The sequence below is a fragment of the Neobacillus sp. DFD-2R genome, from assembly GCF_057747865.1.
In genome coordinates this window covers 232,511-255,590 of sequence record NZ_CM173228.1, presented here as the reverse complement: position 1 = coordinate 255,590, position 23,080 = coordinate 232,511, and the positions used below count along the sequence as shown (strand labels likewise).

Sequence of the window (23,080 nt, the reverse complement as noted above, 5' to 3'; positions counted from 1 at the left end):
TCACACCCTATAATAAGATTTACTAACTTTCCTTAATACTTTTCCAATAATTTCAACAACAAGCTCATTCCTTAATAGGAATAACACTACTCCATATATAAATGCACTACCAATAATCGAAATAGGAACAAACAAAGCCATAATTAAATTTAATTTTTCAATTAAATAAATGAAAATTGAGAAGGCTACACAGCCTAGAATAATACTTGTTAAATCCTTAGAAAAAAACGTCAATTTTACCTTTTTACTTGCATAAAAATAGGTAATAGAAAACACAAGAAATTCTGAGATCAAATCCGTTAGAGCTGTACCATTTTGTTTAAATATTGGAATAATAAATAGATTTAAAATTATGTTTGCACCGGCACTAACTGCAGTTCCTATTATGATGTACTTTTCCATTCTTAATGGTAATAACATTGAATGCATAACAAAATATGCCAACATTGCAAACAATAAAGATATGCTTAAAATCCTCAAAGACATTGCCGCTTCTATATATTCAGACCCTGAAATTATGAGGATAATTTGGTTTGCCAATAAATTGATACCAACTATCATGGGTATAGCAAGTAATGTTAAACCCTTATATATTTTATTTACCGTCTGCTGATAAACATCATCCTGTCTTTTAGAAATGATGAACGAAAGCCTCGGCAAACAAACAACTATCATAGCAAATATGAGTGACTTTAAAATAGAATAGACTTTTACAGAAACACTATATAGCCCTACCGAATAGTCACCAACCATGAATCCCAACATTGTTGTGCTTGCACTTGAATATATAATCGAAGCAATTGAAGATGCAAAAATAATTAATATCGGTTTAATATGGCTTTTTATATTGATATGGAAACTAAATTTAATAGTCCAGTATTTCCTACAATGAATAAAATTAAAAATGTTTGCTCCAACATTGGATATCACTAGTATAAAAGCATATGCATAAATATCTCGCTCGCTTTTAACAAAAGTAAACATTAATAACAATGAAACAACTTGAAATATTAAAGTTCTAACTGTTATATAAAGAAAGTCCTCAAAAATTGAATTCATCCAATCTATACCTATTGTTGTAAAAATAATAGTTAAACATTGGATTACAATCAAATATTTATATTTTAAAAACATAGGAATAAAAATAAAAGAAACCATTAGGCATAAGTATGCTAATACTGTTGTGCAAAGATTAAGACTAAATACTTCTGTTGCAAACTCCTGAAATTTTTTTCTATCGTCCCGATATCTAGATCCCTCTCTAATTGCATAGGTAGAAATTCCCAGGCTGGCTATCAGCGAAAAATAACTAACTATGGAATTTGAAAAAGTTACTTTGCCGATATTTTCCACATGCAATATTCTCGAGATATATGGAAACGTAATTAACGGAAAAATTACCGAAAAAAGGACTTTAACTGTATTTAAAATTACATTAATTTTTAATGATTTGTTTTTCATTGTTAACTCTTCCTAGTATTTTTTATGAACAATTCCCCTAATTTTTTAACTCAAACCATTCTTTCTATCATCAAGTTTTAATGTTTAGTGTTAATATTTTATACTTAATTCAAACTTCCTCCGCAAATCACGTATATTTTTTATTAAGCTTATAAAAAGTAAATATGTTCTTATTTTCTTTTTACTCAAAAATACAAGTGGAAAATAAAATAAAACCCTTGTTTTTATACTGTATTTTTCATTATTAGTTTGGTATAAATGATTTATAACTTCAATATAATGATCCTTATACATCTCTTTTTTCAAAATTAGACATTTTTCAGAAAAACTCATTTTATTATCCTTATGCATCAAGTAATAAATTAATCCAACTTGAATATGCATATATACCTGGTTACACATCGCATCATAAAACTCAATATTTCGCTCTTTTCGTGAATACTGTGAAAATATCTCCTTTGTAAACTGCTGAGCAAAGATAGGCATTTTTTCATTACATCTTCTAGTGGATGATGAATTATTATTATGGATTACGTAAACAGGAGAATCTATTACCGTAACACTTTTACAGCAGTCCAAAAATTGCATATAATAAAGAAGATCTTCGCCCAATCCAAGTCCTTCTTTAAAAGAAATTTTATTGTTCTTTATAATATTAGAATTAAACAATTTTCCATAACAGCCATGTACCGAATATGAAAGATTTCGTAAATTTGTATTTTTATATTTAAAACGATCTAATGCCACAATTTGTACAATATCAGGGTCATACCTTTCAACATGAATTTCCTTTGAATCAGTACTATCATCCCCTTGATATACCTGCTTGCCTTGTATTACATCTGATTGTTCTTCAATTGCAAGGCTATACAATTTCTTTAGTGAATCCTCAGCCAATTCATCATCAGCATCCATAAACATAATCCAACTACCATTAGCATATTTAATTCCAGTATTTCTTGCAATTGAAACTCCGCCATTTTGTTGTCTAAATAGCTTAATATTGTTGTATTGCCTAGTTATACTTTCACATATTACATAGGTGTTATCAATTGAACCATCATCTATAATAATAACTTCATAATTTGAGAATGATTGTCTAAGAATACTATCAATACAATTTTTAATATTTTTTTCTTCATTATATGCAGCTATTATAATACTAATTTCTTTCTCCATAGGTCACACCATTTCAATTTTATCTATTCTGTTATACTTAAAGTATTACTTTCTTTGCTTTTCTTGTTCCACCAAACAAGAGTATAGTTATAGCTGGAAAATAGTAAATATTCTCTGTCAAGAAAAAGCACAATAACACGATTGTGACTATTATAGTTTTTATAGTTGAATTAGTTCGTATATAGGATTTAATACCTCTTAACAAAAGTACAAAATAAATAATGCAAAAAATAATCCCAAATGTATAACCCATTATTAACAACCCATTAGAATTTGTAGCAAAGTTATATTGGTTAATGGTATCTAAACTTCCTGCTGTACCCATACCAATTCCGGTCCAAAAATTATCTAAGAACAAATTAAAACTAACATTCAAATCAGCAGATCGAGTTTCATAGGAAACATAATTACCAGATGTTTCATTAAATTTATTACTAATTACTCCACTAGTGCTTAAAACTACTAGTAAAACAATCAGCAATGCTATACCTATGATTTTCTTATTAGTGCTTATTTTTTGAACGGATTGATTGCTAAGGAATTCTATAAAATTTTTTCTAAAAAAGATTATTAGAAGAATCAGTTCCAAATATGCTGTTGTTGACATAGTTGTTAATAATGTAATACATAATATAAATAATTTACTACGGTTTACTTTTAACGTTTTTCCAAACAACTCATAATTTGTCAATAAAAACAATATAGCCAACGTAACAAATATTTGAAATGCTCCTGGTTCCCACCAAGGTCCACTATTCCTATGCATGAGAGTACTATTATTCCCCCAAAAGTAAAAGGGAGATAGCATAACAGATGTATAAGGTCCTGTTGTATACCTATTCATAATATGAAATGCAAATGATGGAACTATATTTACAATTCCAAAGCATATCAAGCTAATAACTGCAATTATTGTCATAATGTTAACATAGTATTTTATAAACTTTTTTATCCCTATACTCTGTATAACCAATCCTGAAAGAATTAATGGTTTCAATATTGCATTAATATTTTGCCAATAGGAAGAGTGGATAATATCAATTAATCCTAAAATCAAAATAATAAGCACAATTTTAAGCCATACAAGTAAATCAAATCTATTCAAATAAATAATCGTAAGACAAACACTTACGACAATTAGAACAATTTTATACAAATTACCATTTATTATACCAAAATAATATGTGCGTGAATCCAGAATAATTAACAATACAGCTAGATATTCTATACAGGATTTTATATTTAATTTTATTCCATTTGTTTTCATCATTTTCCTCAACTAATTTAATTTTTGTTCCAAATGGCATCTTTTAAAATTACCAAATACGGACGAATTACACGAAGGACCCATCTTCTTTTATCGTATTTTTTCCAATAATATATAGAAGATTTTAATGGAATACCATTTGGTAAATGTAACAATTCTATACGTTTTCTTATAGGAAATGATTTATCCATCCAAGTATTTTTATGAGAATTCTGTTTGCAATATCCTATATAATTTTTGGCCACATAAATTTTACCACCAGATTGTCTTATACGATTAGAATAATCGAAATCTGCATAAGAATGTTCATAATAGTCATCTATATCGCCTACAATACCAAAATATTTAGCTGAAATTAAAAAGCAATTCCAATTTGCACATTTACACTGATTAAGCGGATCACTTGGAAATATTCTATCAATTGCTTTCCCGTATGGTTCTGAAATATCACCTATACCACCGTAAGTACATAAATTAGTATCTGGATCTTCGGTTGCCCCAGTAAAAGCACAATCATAACTGTTTATTTCATAATATGAGGACAACATTGTATTCAACATAGAATCTTTAAAAACCACATCATCATTTATCATCAAGTAAAAATCACATTGTACTTTTTTCGCCTCTTTCAAAGCCATTGCCATACCTCTAGCCCAAAATAGATTTCCAGATCCTCTAACAATGTGCACTTCAGGGTACATAGATATAACTTCACTCGAAGTTCCATCAGTAGAACCATCATCACAAATAAAAACATTTAACTTTATTTGGTAATCAGATTTCTGTTTATATAATGATTCTAAACAATTTAAAGTTTTTTTTCTCCTATTAAAGCATGTCATCACGACATTAATTGTCAAAGTAGTTCTCATAAAAAAACTCCTCATAATTATAATCTATTTTTAGATTGCTCAGTATTGTTCCTCAATGCATAATCTAAAAATTGATCAAAGTTACAATATAATGGTTCTGTTTTCAAAAAAGCATCGAAAATTTCATTAGAATTATCACCATTCAGCTTTATATTTAAGTTATTTAACTCAATTGCGTTATAACTTCTTTCCAAATAAAGTGGGAAAAAAGCGTTCATATCATGTATAGTTGGCTTTTTTCCGTATGTTTTGTAAAAGGTCCTAGCATATATCATCGCTTCATCAACATATTTGTTTTTCCTTATTTTGTAATGTTCATCTAAACTACGAATAATACGAGCAGGATTTCCTGCTACTACAACATTATCTGGTATATTACCGCTAACAACGCTCCCGGCACCAACGATTACATTATTGCCAATATGTGCTCCCATAAGAATAATCGAATTCATACCAATAAAAACATTATCTCCTATAATTGTTTCTCCAGCTTCTCCTATTATTTCACCATATACTCTTCTTATAACAGAACGACTATAATCATGGGTTAGAATGATTGTTCCTTTTGTAATCTTACAATAATTTCCTATTTTGAGCATCCATGGGCGTTCTCGATCTATTGTTTGAGAATTAGGATCGTAAAAAATTGTTCCCTTTCCAACTTGAATACCTTCAAGTCTTAGGATTCGGTTAAAATCTTCTGGACACGAAAATCTTGGGAAAAATTTCACTTTTGCTTTCCACATATATAGTTTTATTTTTTTAAACTTTTCCATAATATCCTTCCATGATTAATACTTATTTGTCCGTTTTAATTTATTAAAAATCCCTTTAAAATTACTTCTGATAAAATTTTTAAACAATATTAGTTGTTTAATATTATCCTCACGTTGCAAAATAATATTTTTTTTCATTAATTTGTGATAAAAATCTACAGGATTTGATAATTTAGCCAGTCGATGAACCTCATGATTATCCAAAATATTAACTACAGATTCTCCTCTAAGTATACATGACTCAAAATTATAACAAAGTGATACAAAATATTGATTGTAAAATTGCTGCAATTTCTCTTTATCAATGTCCACTTCCCATTTTTCGATCAATTGACAACAATCTGAAAATATTTTTAACAAAATTAAATAATAGTCATTTTTTAATTTAGTAATGTAAGACCCCGAATCCATTCGGTAGTGATAAAAGGTATCTTTTGAAATAAACAGGCTTTCAATTTTATCATAATACCGATAATTAAATACAACATCTTGAGAACGTCTAAGGTCTGGAAATTCAATATGATTTTTATCAATTATTTGTTTGCTGAATAATATTCTAGTTGGTGCATGGATTGCTTTCATTATTGAAAGATCCACATAGAACTTACGTACATCCTCAACATTTTTTAAAAGTTTTTCAGAATATATTACTGGTTTATAATCAACTGAGTCTCCATAATATGTTTCTTCTATATATCCAGATATGATCATATCAACATTATATTGTCTTTGATAATCCACAAATTTTTCTATCATTGTAGATTCAATCCAATCATCCGGATCAACAAAAAGAATAAATTCTCCCTGTGCATTTCTTAGACCATTATTACGTGCTGGACCCGCCCCAGCATTTTCTTGAAATATAACTTTAATACGTGAATCCTGTTTTTCCCACTTCTTAGAAATGCTATATGAGTTGTCTGTCGCCCCATCAATTACTATAATTATCTCAATATTCCTATAAGTTTGATTTGCGACGGAATTCAAACATTTGTCTAAAAATTTTTCAACATTATATGTTGGCAAAATAACACTTACTAATGGGTTCATTTTTCTTCTCCTTAGTACAGAAAACATTATAAATGAGGTGTTCTCCCAATAACGTTTTTAATAATTCTTATAAGTCCCCTACAAAAAGTTGGTCCAAAAACTATTAGTCCAACATAATAAAGATTAAAAAACTTTGTGCAATCAAATCCAAGCTGATTCAAACGTTTATAGTAATCTTTCAAATCGGATTTTCCATTTTCACTAACTAGCGCAAGCATAGGGAAAGAATACTTTGACATATCTATCTTTATCTGTGTTGTAGAATTAATGTTGTACTTTTCATCGATATATCTTGTAATTTTAAAAAAACTAGAAATAAAGTTAACTTCTCCTTCAACCGTATGTTTGTTGGGAGTATAAAACTTTTTCTCACTTGCACTACTACCGAAGTAAAATTCACCACCCTCATTTGCTTCAGTAATAGGTTCATTAAAATATGCACTCGGATAATTCAAACAAATTTCGGCTTGCACATATAGTTGATATAGTAACGTGCCATCAAATCTATCAGTTAAAGTAGATAATGCTAATTCCCGTCTAAAAGTAAAACCAGAAATAAAAACACTTTTTCTAAATAAATTAATATAGGTTTTTTCACCAGCATCAAAAAAAGTAGTTTGTGGGTAATATCTATAATATTCTACATCGCCATTTTTATAATTGTTTCTGTATGACCTTAAAATATATCCCAATTGATTATTTTCATTAATAAATTCACACAGCATGTCCAATTTGCGAGGAATAAATTGGTCATCATCACCCATAAAAATAATATAGTCACCTTTAGACTGTTCAATAAGATTTCGAATGTTTCCGTCATAACCCAGATTATAAGTATTTTCTACATACTTTACATCATAATTAGTTTCGTTTTTATATGATTCAACTATTTTTCTAATTTCTAATCTTTTAGGAGATTTGTCTTCACAAACAACAATTTGTACTCCCCATTTAGGATCACAATCTATACTCTTAAGTAACCTTCTAAGCTCTAAAGGTCTATTGTAGCTCGGAATGCAAACTGATATTAAATATTCACTCATATTTTATTTCTCCTCTAAAGTTTCCTGACAATAATCTTAAGACAAATTCAACGTGTTGGGTGGTTTGCAATTCTTTTAACAGCAGAAGCTTCACCGTAAACTACAGCATTATCAGGAACATCGCGAGTAACAGTTGACCCTGCACCAATTGTCACATTATCACCAATTCGAATGTTTCCAATTATAATAGAATTAGCTCCAATAAAGACATTGTTTCCTATTACTGGAGTCCCTGTATGATTTCCACCAATAACAACACCAGATAATATAATTACATTCTCTCCAACGACAGAATTCGCATTAATTACAATGCCACCAGCAATAGCGTGCGGTATATATAGTCCCCCACCAAATTGAGAATGGCTTGGCATATCAATACCAAACTTCGTACATAAATGCCTATAATACATTCTGCATAATAAATATAAAGGTATAAATATCTTTTTTCTTTCGAGGAATTGACACAGGCGTAAAAAAAGTACAAGTTTTAACCCTGGATTTTTGATATACGCAATAAGAGTTGAAGAATTATTACTTTTATATCTTGAAATATCTTTTTTAACTATAACTTGCAATTGATAAAAATTCATTTTTTTCTCCAATTCTACCGAATTAATCCAGCTTTAATACTCTTTTCATTAAACTTAGATATTTATCCTCATTATATAAATTTTTAGCTTTATTTCGATTACAAAAGCCAATTTCACTATAATTAAGTCTTTTTATCCTCAATAAAATCTTATTTACCTTTTTTACATCTGCTGTCTTTACAACTATGCCATTTATACCGTCTTCAACAATATCTGGAATACCAGCATGATCAGTAGTCACAATTACCATACCATTACCCATAGCCTCTAAAATACTAATAGGCTGACCTTCATTCGGATAACGAGTTAATAGCATAAAAATATCACATTTTTTCAGCAAGTTTTTCTTTTGTTGACCACCTACAATACCATGATAAGTTACATAATCCTGAAGCTTATTTTCCCTAATATAACTTTCAAAAAATTCCTTTTCATTCTCTACAAAAAACTTACCAGCAAAATCAAAGTGTAGCCTCTTCCTTTCTCCCGAAACCACACGTTCTTTTTCCAACCTTGCCATCTCAAGTACTTCTAGATAGCCTTTGCTCCTAATGAAATTACTTAAATACAAAACGTGCAAAATTTCCTTGTGTTTAACCGCGGCCATTTTCTCTTGTAATTCAGCATTAGACATTAGAAATTCATCATCAACACAGTTTGGAATAACATAAATTTTATCTTCGTCAATCATACCTTGAAAAATTGACTTCAAAGAAGGGCTAAGAACTATTGCTCCCTTCAATTTTTTTATTGCCTTATAATTCATCTTCCTCTGCCAGCCTGACATATCACTATCGACCAGCTTTCGATAATAACCGCCGTGAAGATGAATTAGACACTTCTTGTGTTGCAGTGACAAAATCTTTAGAATAATCAAATCTCTAAAATTACCACCTGTTGTCTGACTAATTGTAAAGTAAAACAAATCAGCAGGACTTTTTAAAATTGAAATCAAATTATTAAAAAATCTTTTATTATTTGTAATATCGACTTTTTCAAATTCAAATTCTTCAGCAAGGTTGGAATTATATAAAGTTTCGACCGCCTTAGATAAACCATGAATCGGAGGCGGAAACTGTGCTATAAAACATATTTTCCTCTTAATCATTCTAATCTACCTCAAATACATCCCGCACACAGTGCTAATGGATTATAATTTGCCCCTTGAATATAGGTCTTCGCATGAACTTTACCAAAAACATCTGCCATTTTTACGTTCTAACATTGTGGTGCTACAACTACAAATATCTTCTTTAATGAATCAAATTAGTGTTCAATTTTCTACCAAATTAAGATCTGCCATTTTTCAAGGGATTTCTTGTCACATACTCATTTCCGATAACTTTAATACACTTTAAATGCTAACTGAATCAAGTTTGACAAACTAACATATCACGATTCTGCCTCTGAAATTGTATAATAGTATTTCAATTCACTCGTTTTAGTAAATCCTTCATATTGATATGATACCGACTTATGATATTTGTTACTTTCTAAATTCATATTCAGCAAAGCTTTCTCAGGATTCGGATGAAAAGTACACGTGAAAACCGATGTCTTCTTCCACATCAAATTGTTCTGTTTTTAACTGTTTTTGATTTCCTCGATATATTTCTTTATAGACACGTCTTTTGTGAGGTTTTTAACTAGATAAGCCCGTCCACGGGCTCCCATGGAAGCCATCTCATAACTTCCTGCATTATCAATAAACCATTTAATGTTCTTCTCTACTTTTCCGTAGTCCCCTGGTTCACAGACTAGACCGCAGTTTGTCTCTTCAATAATAAGTCTTGCCTCAGAACCTTCCTCCAGCATGCCTAACACAGGTCTTCCGGTTGCCATAATTCCGTACAACTTACTCGGAACACTAACACCTTTAATACCCTTTGCGTTTATGCACCAGTGTAAATCTCCGGCATTTAGGCTGTAGATAAGGTCAGCTTTATTTTGATAAGGAATAAAAGTTACATTTTTAAGGTTGTAATTTTCCTTATAGAGAACTAGTTTATCTCTAATAGTACCTTCCCCTACAAATGCAAAAGCAACATCTTCCCTATCCCTAAAATTCTTAATGACACCCATCAAGTTCTCAAGATCATAATAGAGACCAAGGTTTCCGGAATACATAATAATTAATTTATTTTCCAATCCATATTTCTTTTTAAAATCTACCACTTTATCATTATCAGCTGGAAGAGGAAAGATTTCCTTCTCATTAATCCAGTTATTAATAAAGACATGATTCGGTACTTTCTTACCTATAAACCTACCTTTCAGGGTTTCAACCATATCACGACCAACAACAATTACCTTGTCCGCACGATTACAGCTAAATTTATCAAACAACATCATTGTATTTAGAATCACCTTATTCTTGCTATAACCAACTGCCATAGTTTGTTCTGGATTGAAGTCCTGAATATTATAGATGTATTTTGCTTGCTTCATCCATTTTCCCCAGACACCAATCAGCCCTCCAAGTATAGGAGGTTGAGAAATCGAATATACATAATCCATCTTTCCAACCTTATATGTTGCAATCATAGATCCAAAGAAATATGCTAGGATATTTTTAATTCTGCTGATTTTGTTGTTCTTGGAGAATTCAGGTACACGGATTCTAATAATCTTAACACCATTTATTTCTTCCTTATAAAACAATTTATTCCTAAACTTGGCATCAACCTTTCCAGTATAGGAAGGAACAACACAAATTATTGTTATATCAAATTCATGAAGCATTCCTTCTGCCAGTTCTTTTAGAATTTGACCTGTGGAAGCCACATCTGGAATATAGTAATGGGCATATATTAAAAGCTTTTTCTTTTCAGTTTGCATCTTTTCAACCATGTAGTATCTCTTCCCTATTCGTTGAGGCTACAAGTGTATGCATGGTACAAACTGTACAGCCTCTGTATATTTTTCTTTATATGGAAATCTTCAACTTAAAAGAAATTGAGGTAGATAATTTACCTACCTCAAACCTAATTTTATATATTAATCAAACATCTTTTTAATTTTTTCTTCTTTCTGAACTTTCCTCATGTCTGCCTCCACCATAATACGAACTAACTCCTCAAATGGTGTCTTGGTTGGATTCCAACCTAATAATGTTTTGGATTTTGTTGGGTCCCCTAATAATTGTTCTACTTCAGCAGGACGGAAGAATTTAGGATCAACTTCAACAATGACTTCTCCAGTTGCTTTATTAACACCTTTCTCTTCTACACCTTGGCCAGTCCATTCAATTTCAACACCAACGTGTTTGAATGATAACTCTACAAATTCGCGTACTGAGTGCATTTCGCCAGTGGCAATAACAAAGTCTTCTGGATTGTCATGTTGTAGGATTAACCACATACATTCAACGTAATCTTTTGCATAGCCCCAATCTCGTAGCGAATCTAGGTTACCTAACATTAATTTCTTTTGTTTACCTTGTGCAATTCGTGCAGCTGCTAGTGTAATTTTACGAGTTACAAATGTTTCACCACGACGCTCCGATTCATGGTTAAATAAAATTCCGTTTACTGCAAACATTTTATAGGATTCACGATAGTTTTTCGTAATCCAGAATCCATAAATTTTTGCCACGCCATATGGAGATCTTGGATAAAAAGGTGTTGTTTCTTTTTGTGGAACTTCCTGAACTTTTCCGAACAATTCAGAAGTTGACGCTTGATAAACACGGGTTTTTTCTGTTAACCCTAAAATCCGAACTGCTTCCAAAATGTTTAAGGTACCTTTTGCATCAACGTCTAAAGTATACCCGGGCATATCAAAGGAAACCCGAACATGTGATTGTGCTGCTAGATTGTAAATTTCATCTGGTTGAATTTCACCAATGATACGGGTAACATTTAACGCATCAGTAACATCTCCATAATGAAGATGGAAGTTTTGATTGTTTAATAATGCATTGGCTTCTTCTTCAGTAAGAAGATCTTCTAAACGCTCTTGATTATAGGAAGAACTACGACGAATGATTCCGTGTACCTCATACCCTTTTTCTAATAGAAACTCCGCTAAATAAGATCCGTCTTGGCCGGTTACACCTGTAATTAATGCTTTTTTCATTTTGTCCTCCGATGTATGTTAGTTTACTTTTGTTAGTTGGTGATCTAAAAACCATTGGTATGCTTTCTTTAGTCCCTCTTCCAGGGAAGTAGTTGCTTTCCACCCTAAAGAATTTAGCTTTGTTACATCAACTAATTTTCTTGGTGTTCCATCCGGTTTAGTAGTATCAAACTGAATCTCACCAGTGAAGCCAACCACTTCTTTAATTTTTTCTGCTAAGTCTTTTATTGGAAGATCGTCCCCAACACCGATATTAACAATTTCATTACCTGAATAATTATTGATAAGATAGACACACGCATCCGCAAGGTCATCTGCATATAAGAATTCGCGTTTTGGTGTGCCTGTTCCCCATACTTCTACGAATGGCGCATTGTTTTCCTTTGCTTCATGGAATTTACGCATTAATGCCGGTAACACATGAGAGGTATGAAGATCAAAGTTATCATTTTCCCCATATAAATTGGTCGGCATAACGGAAATATATTGTGTACCGTATTGACGATTATAGGATTGGCACATTTTAATTCCTGCAATTTTCGCAATCGCATAAGCGTCATTTGTTGGCTCAAGTTCACCCGTTAACAGGTATTCTTCTTTTAACGGCTGCGGTGCCATTTTTGGATAAATACACGTACTTCCAAGGAATAGTAATTTTTTCACATCATTACGATAAGCAGCATCAATGATGTTGGTTTGAATTAATAGGTTGTCACGAATGAAATCAGCTGGATATTCGTTATTCGCCACAATACCGCCTACTTTTGCTGCAGCAAGAAAAACAAACTCAGGTTTTTCTTCTGCAAAAAAGCTATCAACTGCATATTTGTCTCTTAAGTCTAATTCTTTGCTTGTTCGATATACTAAATTAGTGTAGCCTTTTTCTTCGAGTTTCCTTACAATTGCAGAACCTACAAGACCACGATGTCCAGCTACATATATTTTTGAATCTTTATTCATCATTAATTCTGTACCCCTTTTCCCTAAAATGCGTCTTTTGATCCGAATAATACGAGGACCGTTTTTAATATAATTTTTATATCAAATAGTATTGATCGGTTTCGGATATATTTAATATCTAGTCGCACCATTTCCTCAAAACTAAGACTGTTTCTTCCGCTTACTTGCCAAAGCCCTGTGCATCCCGGTGTTACCATTAAGCGTTGCTTATCGTAATCAGTGTAATCTGCTACTTCCCTTGGCAGCGGAGGACGTGGTCCAACCAAGCTCATTTCCCCTTTTAATACATTAAAAAGCTGCGGCAATTCATCAATGCTTGTCTTCCTAATGAACTTTCCTACCCTTGTAATGCGCGGATCCTCTTTCATCTTAAACATTGCTCCAGAAATTTCATTATGTTTAAGGAGTTCAGCTAGCTTTTCCTCCGCATTCGATACCATCGAACGGAATTTAAACATTTTAAATTCCTTTCCATTTAATCCAATCCGTTTTTGGGAGAAGAAGACTCTTCCATTTGGGTCTTCTAATTTTATTAGGATAGCGATAATAACAAAAAGAAAGCACAATAAAATAATTCCGAATGAAGCGCCCATAATATCTATCAATCTTTTTAATAATAGGTATGGCTTCCGCTCATTAACAATTAAAATCGATTTTTGTGTTTCTACATAAGCCCCTTCTTGATTTGCAATTTCAGCCAATCTTAACCCCTTCCCTCTCTCTATAACGTTACCTTTTCATTTTCATATGTGGAAACAAGATTTCTTAAGTAATCTAGCATCTCATCACGAAGATCTTCATGCTTCATCGCAAATTCAATTGTTGTTTTAACAAATCCAAACTTCTCTCCAACGTCATAGCGCATTCCTTCAAAATCGTACGCAAACACTCTTTGAATTTCATTTAGCCTTTGGATCGCATCTGTTAATTGAATTTCTCCCCCTGCACCTTTTTCTTGACGATCAAGAAACATAAAGATTTCAGGTGTTAAGATATAGCGTCCCATAATAGCTAAGTTAGATGGTGCTGTTCCTGGCTTTGGTTTTTCAACAAAGTTACTCACTTGATAACGACGCCCTTCTTGAGAAGACGGATCAATAATTCCGTAACGGTGTGTTTCAGAGTCTGAAACTTGTTGAACACCAATAACAGATGAAAAAGTATCTTCATATTGATTAATTAATTGTCTTAAACAAGGTGTCTCACTTTGAACGATATCGTCACCCAAAAGAACAGCAAATGGTTCATTGCCAATAAAGTTACGTGCACACCATACAGCATGTCCAAGACCTTTTGGTTCCTTTTGACGGATATAGTGGATATCCGCTAGATTTGAAGAATATTGGACTTTTTCTAAAATGTCGTATTTCTCTTTCTCTATTAGGTTCCTCTCTAGTTCAGACGCAAAATCAAAATGATCTTCAATCGCGCGCTTCCCTTTACCAGTAACAATAATGATATCCTCAATACCGGAAGCAACCGCTTCTTCAACTATGTATTGAATAGTTGGTTTATCTACAATTGGTAACATTTCTTTCGGCATGGCTTTTGTAGCCGGTAAAAATCTTGTTCCTAGTCCAGCTGCTGGGATAATAGCCTTTCTTACTTTCTTCAATTGTGACCCTCCAATTATCTTTATTTCGTTTATCTAAAAAAGACTTTTCCACACTAAAGTACGTGGACAAAAAAATAAATATCTAATGGAAATGCAAGTGCTTTCATACTTGTTCTTTCATTAGATATTTATTGTTTTGTTATTAAATCGGGCATCTAACCCGTCCTCACATCATGCTTTTGACGACATGCGTCTAAGGATAGGAACAAACTTCTTCCCTCCCACAGCATAATCGAGTGCCCCCATTTGTAACGGACAGGGAGCCTCGCCGATCAGGTAATAGAACCTGATAAAAATGGTGTGTTATTAAACCCACAAAATTTCATCTACTTACTTGGTTAAAAGATTTTAAAGAACCGTTTCTTTTTGATTTGCTCTGGCATTTCCTTAATGACATTTTGGCCAGCAATCAAAAGCTCTGTATTTTCTTTAAAAAGAAAGACCTGATCATCCCCAAACTTTGAGTCGATGAAATCAAAAGCTTCTTCCATTTTAAATGTTCGATTCACAACGTTATGGGCATCAGAGGCGATGAAATGTGTTAAATTTGCTTCGATTAATTGGATGGAGAAATTTTTTATTTTTTTCCCAAAATAGCCACAAAGGCTTGAGGCTGTTACTTGTGTAAGTGCACCCTTTTCGACAAACCGATATAAAACCTCAGGTCGTTCTATCAGTTCCGAATTTCTTTCAGGGTGAACAATGATCGGGGTGAGTCCTTTCACCTGGATATCAAATAGTAGTTTATCTGTATATCTTGGTACATGGCTCGATGGAAATTCAATAAATAAATACTGACTATCATTTAGCGTTTGTATTTGATTGGTTTCATAATCCTCTAAAATTTCACCGTAAATCCTCGGTTCTTGTCCTGCAAGGATTTTTACATTAATTTTCTCATTTTGTAGAACCTGATTTAACTCTTCAACCTTATCTAGTATTAATAGTCTTCGATTATCATATTGACTATTTAAATGAGGGGTGGCGATGATCGTGTGGATTCCTTCTTTTGCTGCTTGTTTTGCCATTATTATGCTATCATCAACATTTTTTGCCCCATCGTCAACACCTGGTAATATATGACAATGAATATCAATCATACAAGCCACTCCCTTCCAAAAAACTGCCAGTAAAACTAAACTTTTATCAGTCTATCACTTTTAAAAAATGCGGTAAAGGGTGTAATTTGTCGAATATTGTTATTTAACCCCGTAATAATAATAATAGTTTGTGTTTTCTATCTTCTTATTGTTTAAAACAACCCCAAGCAATTTACTTTGTGCGGATTCAAGAAGTTCTTTCGCTTTTATCATTTGCTCTTTCCCCGTTATTTCACTAGAAACAACTAGGATGGTACCCTCGCATTTATTGGCTAAAATCTGTGCATCGGTAACCACTAGAATTGGTGGCGTATCAAATAGAATAACATCGAAAAATTCTTTTGCATAATCGAAGAATACATCCATCGATTTTGAACTCATTAATTCAGCTGGATTGGGAGGAATTGGCCCGCTTGGCAAGATAAATAAATTCTTTTCATCCGTCTCTGAAACGGCCTTTTCTAATGTTAATTGTTTTGTTAAAACACTTGTCAAACCGTATGTGTTGGTTTGATTAAATGTATAGTGGACCGTTGGTTTACGTAAATCTGCATCAACTAGTAATACTTTTTTTCCTTGTTGTGCAAACACGACTGCTAAGTTGGCAACTGTTGTTGATTTTCCTTCTCCCGGTCCCGCAGAAGTAACCATTAGTGTCTTAACATCATGATCAATCGAGGAATATTGAATATTTGTCCTTATTGTTCGATATTGTTCTGATATCGGTGACTTAGAATCCAACATCGTGACAATTGTTCTTCTATTCGTATGACTATTTTTCTTATTATTTTTTTTAAGAACCAATGGACTCACCTCTAACTCTTGCATTTCGTTCTAAGCTTTTTTTCTGACTTTTCTTCATTTGCGTTTCATCCATCTTAGCGATTACTCCAAGTACCGGTAAGCCAAGTAGTTTTTCAATTTCCTGCTCATTTTTGACGGTATTGTCAAAGTACTCTAGCAAAAATGCTAAACCTACTCCTGCCATCAAACCTACAACCAAAGCAATCGCAATATTTATTAGCGGTCTTGGCTTAATTGGTGAAGGATTTTCAGCGACTTCTGCTTTCGCAAGAACACTAACATTGTCAACACTCATGATTTTTACAATCTGATCTTTAAAGACGTCCGCTGTTTTATTCGCAATTTTTGCCGCAGATACCGCACTTGTATCTTGGACTGATAAATTAACAACTTGTGAATCCTTTTCATTTTGCACAGTAATTTTTTGATTAAGCTGTGCAGCAGTCATGTTCAAATGTAAATCTTTAATAACTAACTCAAGAATAGCAGGGCTTTTTATGATGACATTATACGTATTAATAAGTTGTAAGTTTGTTTGTACTTCATTGTAATTAAACGTATTCTGGTCCTTTTTGGATTGATTAACTAGAAGCTGTGTGGAAGCTTGATAGACGGGGGTTAAGAAAAAATAGCTGACCACTCCACTAATTAAAACCGCAATGAATGTGATGCTTAAAATTAAACTAATTCGTTTTCGCAGTGTTTGCAGTAACTCTTGTAAACTGATGGTTTCTTCCATGAGGTCCTCCCTAAATTATCCATAAATAAAAACAAAAATTATTATATCATAGAACATTTATGATTCATGTTTATTTTTTCACATTTACAAATTTTATATCATTTCCCTCACTTATTTTACAGCATTTTGTAAATTATTGTAGATAAATATCGAAATTGGAATAAACTTTCAAATGATTTTTGTTATAATGGGAGTGCATAACATTATGGGGGTTAGTTGGGTCATGAGGAATTTTCTTACAGCTCTATTAGGTATTATTTGCATTACTGTACTATATTTTGGCCATTCGTATTGGAATCATAAAATTGCCGCTTCGGCTAAAAGTTTAAACCTTCATTCTAAACATGAAGAGAATACTAGTTTACCTGATCAGAAAGTTGATCGTTCAATGGATGAAACCGAGTTGATCGCTTTAACAAAAAATTGGCCAACAACGTCTGTTGAGCGATTCCAGCAAGCTATTAAAGAGAAAAAGCCCTATAAGATTCTGTTCGTCGGCTCACCGGCAATCGGCTCTGAAACAGCCGGCACTTTTAAGAACGTAAAAGAAAAACTGATGGAAGCATTTGGGGAGAATACCATCCAAGTGGATGTCCAAACCTTTGACTCTACTTCTACCCAATTCGTTACTGGCAATAAACAAGAGGAAGTAGCGGCTGAAGATGCCGATCTAATTGTATTGGAGCCCTTTATCTTAATGAATAACGGAAACGTTAAAATTGAGGAATCATTAAAAGATGTTTCGAAAATGATGGCAGATATTAAAGTGAAAAAACCTGAAACCACTTTTATCCTTCAGCCATCCTTTCCTTTATATAAAGCGAAGTTTTATCCGATTCAGGTGGCTAAGCTAAAAAAATATGCTGCATCTAATCATATTGCTTATCTGGATCATTGGTCCGCTTGGCCGGATACCAATTCGGAAAAATTTAAAGACTACCTACTTCCTGACCAAAGTGCTCCTAGTGAAAAAGGGAACCAGGTGTGGAGTGACTATTTAATTAAATATTTGATTAGCGAATGAGCAGACTCTCACAAGAGTCTGTTTTTTTATTAGGTATAAATTCTCTTTATTTTTACTTTTCAAGGTATTTCCACCTGTTATTTTAAGATATATAATATATTTCGAGATGCAAAATATTGGTAGATTAGTGAGGTGATCTATTCAAATCAGTCAATCTATTTTTCAGTAAATTATATAATTATTAACTACTTAGTATTCATAAAGAAAAGAGGAGTGTAGGTTGCGTAGGGTTCTATCATTTATAACTGCTTTATTATTAATTATTAGCACGCTACCATTTAACCATGTGTATGCGGCAGCGGATGTGACAAAACCTGTATTGGATAGTATTAGTGTGGATAAGAAGAATGTTACTGCAGGAGATACAGTAACAATTAGTATAAAAGCAACTGATGATGTGGGGATACGTAATATTTACTTATATTACAAAACTCCAATTGCTCAGAGAAGTTTTTCTGTTCCTATGAACTTTAACTCTGAAACTAATACTTATCAAGGAACTATTTCTATTCCTGCTAATTTCGAATCTGGACTTTTTAAAGTAGATTACTTGATGATTTACGACACTTCAGGTAATTACACTTATTTAGCCAATTATAATGATTCTGATGGAAAGTTAGCCAATGGAGAATTTACTGTTAGTGGAACAAGCGGAGCTGACGTAACAAAGCCAGCTCTTGAAAGCATCAGTATAGATAAGAAAGCAGTCACTGTTGGGGATACAGTAAAAATTAGTGTGAAGGCAACTGATGATGTGGCTGTACGTAATATTTACTTATATTACAAAACTCCCATTGCTCAGAGGAGTTTTTCTGTTCCGATGAATTTCAACTCTGAAACTGATTCTTTCGAGGGAACTATTTCTATCCCTGCTAATTTTGAATCTGGAGTTTTTAAAGTAGATTACTTGATGATTTACGACACTTCAGGTAATTACACTTATTTAGCCAATTATAATGACTCTGATGGAAAGTTAGCCAATGGGGAATTTACTGTTAGCGGAACAAGCGGAGCTGACGTGACAAAGCCAACTCTTGAAAGCATCAGTATAAATAAAAAAGCATTTACTGTTGGGGATACTGTAAAAGTTAGTGTGAAGGCAACTGATGATGTAGCAGTACGCAATATTTACTTGTATTACAAAACTCCAATTGCTCAGAGGAGTTTTTCTGTTCCGATGAACTACAACTCTGAAACTAATTCTTTCGAGGGAACTATTTCTATCACAGCTAACTTTGAACCCGGAGTTTTTAAAGTCGATTACATGATGATTTATGACACTTCAGGTAACTACACCTATCTTGCCAATTATAATGATACAAATGGAAAGTTAGCCAATGGTGAATTTACTGTTTACACAGAATCAAATCCACCCTCCTTTTCTAAACTATCCATCGATAAAAATGTGGTAGAGTCTGGAGATCAGGTGAATTTTACTGTAGATGGGACCGATGATACCAACTTGCAGGACGCGACGATTACCTACATATCCCCTGTTAGTCAGGCGAAAGTAACCGTACCTCTTAGTTATGACGGCTCTCATTTTGCAGGCAACCTTCCTATTGATGGAAATACAGAAGTAGGCAATTGGAAAGCTGACTCCATTGAAATAAAAGATACGAATGGTAATTCAACTATTGTTAAAGCGGAACAGACTGATTTAAGTGCTGGCAATTTTACTGTTATAAAATCAGTTAATCCATTAGACAGCTATATCGTAACAACTAGTCAATCATGGTCAAATAAGACTGTTAATTCAGATGTATACATTGTCCCGGGAGCTACTTTAACGATTAATAGCAATGTTACAATCAATGGAAATGTATATGTACTTGGTGGCTTGAGAAGCTACGGAGGGCTCCGAATAACTGGCGGCAGCCTTATTACAAATAGTATCTACTTTGGTTATTACACACCCGGTAACGGGCAAGCAGTCTTAACTGGTTCTAACTATATTTCTAGTTTAATTGCTAGTAATCGAATTTTAACTAATGTACCATTTAAGCTTTATGATACTCCGCTTGTCAGCAGCAATGGCAAAGTTAATTTAACCGGGGCAACACTTCCTTTTGTCACGATGGAGATTAATGGGCAAATTGTCGCGTTAAAGAGCGATGGTACATTTAGAATTACTGATTTCAACATTGGTACTAGTAATACTTTAAATGTAAAAATTACTGATTTATCCGGTTACAGCTACTACTATTCTTATAAAGTAGCAGATATCTATATTGATGACTTCACAAAAAATTCGCAGTCGATTACGGGTAAAGCTTTGACAAATTCAACTGTGAAGATCATAGAAAATAATAATCAAGTAGGTAATAGCACTTCCAATGATCAAGGATATTTTACGATTCCTGTTAACAATCTAATTGAAAATAATACTTTGACGTTTGAAGTTTATAATTCTGATAACGTACTAGTTACTACTAAAGACGTTATTGTAAAGGATATTACAGCACCGGATATGCCAATAGTGAATGCTGTTACGGATAAGGATACTTCTGTTACCGGTACAGCTGAAGTAGGGGCATCGATTTCGATAAAAACTAATGGTACTGTGATCGGGAATGACACTGTCGGTGCTGATGGGAAGTTTAGTGTTACTATTCCAGTCCAAAGCGCAAATACAGAGTTATTCGTGAATGCTACGGATAAAGCAGGGAACGTGAGCGCTTCTACAAAAGTAGTCGTAAAAGACGCTACCGCACCTGCTAAACCAGTGGTTAACGAGGTAACAGATAAAGATTCCATTATTACAGGTTCGGCGGAAATAGGGTCCTCGGTTACTATAATTGCAAATGGCAATTCCATTGGAACTGGTATAGTGGCTACTGACGGGAAGTTCAACATTACTATTCCGGTTCAAATAGCTGGAACATCATTAGTTGTTTCCGCAACCGATCAAGCCGGGAATGTTAGTGAATCGACTACTGTTGTGGTCAAAGATGCTACCTCCCCTGCTAAACCGGTTGTACATGAAGTCACTGACAAAGATTCGTCTGTAACTGGGCAAGCGGAAGTGGGATCTAAAGTTGAGATAACAGTTAACGGATCTATTATTGGTTCTGGGACTACTGGAACTGATGGCAAGTTTTCTATAACGATCCCTGTTCAAAACGCGGGGACTCAATTACTGATTACCGCTACTGACAAAGCTGGAAATGTGAGCGAAACCACTATTGCTGAGGTCAAGGACGTTACCTCTCCTGCTAAACCTGTGGTTAATGAAGTCACTGATAAAGATACTTCTGTTATTGGACAAGCCGAAGCTGGGGCTAAAGTTGAAATCAAAGTAAATGGGGCTGCTATTGGCTCTGGGACTGCTGGTACTGATGGTAAGTTTTCTGTGACCATCCCTGTACAAAACGCTGGGACTCAATTACTGATAACCGCAACTGACAAAGCTGAAAATGTGAGCGAAACCACTACTGTTGTAGTCAAGGACGTTACCTCCCCTGCTAAACCTGTGGTGAATAAAGTAACCGATAAAGATACTTCTGTTATTGGGCAAGCCGAAGCTGGATCTAAAATTGAGATTAAAGTAAATGGAGCTGTTATAGGTTCTGGGACTGCCGGATCTGATGGCAAGGTTAGTGTAACGATTCCTGTTCAAAAAGCGGAGACTCAATTAGTGATTTCCGCTACGGACAAGGCTGGGAATGTGAGCGAATCAACTACTGTAGTAGTTAAAGATGCTACCTCCCCTGCTAAACCGATTGTAAATGGAGTAACTGACAAAACAACTTCTCTTACCGGGCAAGCGGAAGCGGGATCAAAAGTTCAGGTAAAAGTTAAAGGTGTTACCATTGGCTCTGGAACAGTTGGGGCTGACGGCAAATTTAATGTAACGATCCCTGTTCAAACAGGCGAAACTGAAATCATTGTTACAGTAACAGACCAAGCTGGCAATGTGAGTACTGAAACAAAGGTTATCGTTTCTAAAACCAAACTTTCAGGTTGGGTAAAAGAAAAAGGTACTTGGTATTATTACGACTCAAAAACCGGAATAAAGAAAACAGGCTGGTACAAAGAAGGAGCTACCTGGTATTTCTTCGATAAGACCGGTGCAATGAAAACCGGTTGGGTTAAAGTTGGATCTTCCTGGTATTACTTCAAAACCAACGGCGCTATGCAAACGGGCTGGCTAAAAAGCGGTTCTTCCTTGTATTACCTTACTAACAGCGGCGCTATGCAAACAGGTTGGGCAAAAATAGGAAAAAACCGTTACTACTTCAATGCAAGTGGAATCATGCAAACCGGTTGGGTTAAAATCTCAGGAAAAAGGTACTTTTTCGATAAAAACGGGGTTTTAAAATAACCTAGACTAGAAAAATTACTCCTTAAGCAAATTGCTTAAGGAGTAATTTTGTTTCAATCGTAAGACTGCAATTTATTCTTATCCGTTTAAAGCAATTTAAGAGACCCAGACACAAAAAGGCACTGATTTCGGTATATATCTATGAAATCTTTAAAGAGCGTCATCTTTGAGTGGAAAGTGTATAATAAATTGGCAGAAG

General features: G+C 33.5%; 19 protein-coding genes. 2 read left to right on the top strand and 17 right to left on the bottom strand.

All coding sequences use genetic code 11. The annotated features are described in order from the left end of the window. The 17 genes from AC3ANV_RS01285 to AC3ANV_RS01205 form a co-directional block, all read right to left on the bottom strand. The gene (locus AC3ANV_RS01285) at positions 1 to 1,461 is read right to left on the bottom strand and encodes a flippase (RefSeq protein WP_488311901.1); all 1,461 of its coding nucleotides are present in this window, start codon (positions 1,459 to 1,461) and stop codon (positions 1 to 3) included. A 90-nt stretch (positions 1,462 to 1,551) separates the two neighbouring features. Next, complete coding sequence (locus AC3ANV_RS01280) at positions 1,552 to 2,640, bottom strand: glycosyltransferase family 2 protein (RefSeq protein ID WP_488311900.1); 1,089 nt, start codon at positions 2,638 to 2,640, stop codon at positions 1,552 to 1,554. A gap of 37 nt (positions 2,641 to 2,677) precedes the next feature. Further along, positions 2,678 to 3,910 (bottom strand): O-antigen ligase family protein, encoded by a 1,233-nt coding sequence (locus AC3ANV_RS01275; RefSeq protein ID WP_488311899.1) that lies wholly within the window; start codon positions 3,908 to 3,910, stop codon positions 2,678 to 2,680. 14 nt (positions 3,911 to 3,924) lie between these two features. Beyond that, positions 3,925 to 4,779, bottom strand: coding sequence for a glycosyltransferase family 2 protein (locus AC3ANV_RS01270; RefSeq protein WP_488311898.1), 855 nt, complete (start codon positions 4,777 to 4,779; stop codon positions 3,925 to 3,927). A 17-nt stretch (positions 4,780 to 4,796) separates the two neighbouring features. Further along, on the bottom strand, positions 4,797 to 5,555 hold the full coding sequence (locus tag AC3ANV_RS01265; protein WP_488311897.1) for an acyltransferase: 759 nt from the start codon (positions 5,553 to 5,555) through the stop codon (positions 4,797 to 4,799). A 15-nt stretch (positions 5,556 to 5,570) separates the two neighbouring features. Beyond that, positions 5,571 to 6,605: a glycosyltransferase family 2 protein gene (locus tag AC3ANV_RS01260; protein ID WP_488311896.1), complete on the bottom strand. Its 1,035-nt coding sequence runs from the start codon at positions 6,603 to 6,605 to the stop codon at positions 5,571 to 5,573. A 26-nt stretch (positions 6,606 to 6,631) separates the two neighbouring features. Continuing rightward, positions 6,632 to 7,648 carry a glycosyltransferase family 2 protein gene (locus AC3ANV_RS01255; RefSeq protein ID WP_488311895.1) on the bottom strand — a complete coding sequence of 339 codons (1,017 nt, stop codon included), beginning with the start codon at positions 7,646 to 7,648 and terminating at the stop codon, positions 6,632 to 6,634. Positions 7,649 to 7,695: 47 nt separating this feature from the next. Continuing rightward, complete coding sequence (locus AC3ANV_RS01250) at positions 7,696 to 8,238, bottom strand: serine O-acetyltransferase (protein ID WP_488311894.1); 543 nt, start codon at positions 8,236 to 8,238, stop codon at positions 7,696 to 7,698. Between the two features lie 22 nt (positions 8,239 to 8,260). After that, positions 8,261 to 9,346 (bottom strand): glycosyltransferase family 4 protein, encoded by a 1,086-nt coding sequence (locus AC3ANV_RS01245; RefSeq protein ID WP_488311893.1) that lies wholly within the window; start codon positions 9,344 to 9,346, stop codon positions 8,261 to 8,263. A gap of 476 nt (positions 9,347 to 9,822) precedes the next feature. Continuing rightward, on the bottom strand, positions 9,823 to 11,088 hold the full coding sequence (locus tag AC3ANV_RS01240) for a glycosyltransferase family 4 protein (RefSeq protein WP_488311892.1): 1,266 nt from the start codon (positions 11,086 to 11,088) through the stop codon (positions 9,823 to 9,825). A gap of 147 nt (positions 11,089 to 11,235) precedes the next feature. Next, complete coding sequence (gene gmd / locus AC3ANV_RS01235) at positions 11,236 to 12,315, bottom strand: GDP-mannose 4,6-dehydratase (RefSeq protein WP_488311891.1); 1,080 nt, start codon at positions 12,313 to 12,315, stop codon at positions 11,236 to 11,238. An 18-nt stretch (positions 12,316 to 12,333) separates the two neighbouring features. Continuing rightward, positions 12,334 to 13,275, bottom strand: a complete 942-nt coding sequence (gene fcl / locus AC3ANV_RS01230) for a GDP-L-fucose synthase (protein WP_488314105.1) — start codon at positions 13,273 to 13,275, stop codon at positions 12,334 to 12,336. Between the two features lie 23 nt (positions 13,276 to 13,298). Then, complete coding sequence (locus AC3ANV_RS01225; protein WP_488311890.1) at positions 13,299 to 13,976, bottom strand: sugar transferase; 678 nt, start codon at positions 13,974 to 13,976, stop codon at positions 13,299 to 13,301. Positions 13,977 to 13,996: 20 nt separating this feature from the next. Then, the gene (gene galU / locus AC3ANV_RS01220; RefSeq protein WP_488311889.1) at positions 13,997 to 14,890 is read right to left on the bottom strand and encodes a UTP--glucose-1-phosphate uridylyltransferase GalU; all 894 of its coding nucleotides are present in this window, start codon (positions 14,888 to 14,890) and stop codon (positions 13,997 to 13,999) included. Positions 14,891 to 15,228: 338 nt separating this feature from the next. Next, the gene (locus tag AC3ANV_RS01215; protein WP_488311888.1) at positions 15,229 to 15,990 is read right to left on the bottom strand and encodes a tyrosine-protein phosphatase; all 762 of its coding nucleotides are present in this window, start codon (positions 15,988 to 15,990) and stop codon (positions 15,229 to 15,231) included. A gap of 99 nt (positions 15,991 to 16,089) precedes the next feature. Continuing rightward, complete coding sequence (locus tag AC3ANV_RS01210; RefSeq protein ID WP_488314104.1) at positions 16,090 to 16,734, bottom strand: CpsD/CapB family tyrosine-protein kinase; 645 nt, start codon at positions 16,732 to 16,734, stop codon at positions 16,090 to 16,092. 49 nt (positions 16,735 to 16,783) lie between these two features. Beyond that, a complete protein-coding gene (locus AC3ANV_RS01205) occupies positions 16,784 to 17,533 on the bottom strand; it encodes a YveK family protein (protein WP_488311887.1) in 750 nt (249 codons plus the stop codon). 205 nt (positions 17,534 to 17,738) lie between these two features. Here AC3ANV_RS01205 and AC3ANV_RS01200 point away from each other — a divergent pair, with 205 nt between their 5' ends. Then, the gene (locus tag AC3ANV_RS01200; RefSeq protein WP_488311886.1) at positions 17,739 to 18,557 is read left to right on the top strand and encodes an SGNH/GDSL hydrolase family protein; all 819 of its coding nucleotides are present in this window, start codon (positions 17,739 to 17,741) and stop codon (positions 18,555 to 18,557) included. 220 nt (positions 18,558 to 18,777) lie between these two features. Continuing rightward, positions 18,778 to 22,881, top strand: a complete 4,104-nt coding sequence (locus tag AC3ANV_RS01195; RefSeq protein WP_488311885.1) for an Ig-like domain-containing protein — start codon at positions 18,778 to 18,780, stop codon at positions 22,879 to 22,881. The last annotated feature ends 199 nt before the right edge of the window (positions 22,882 to 23,080 follow it).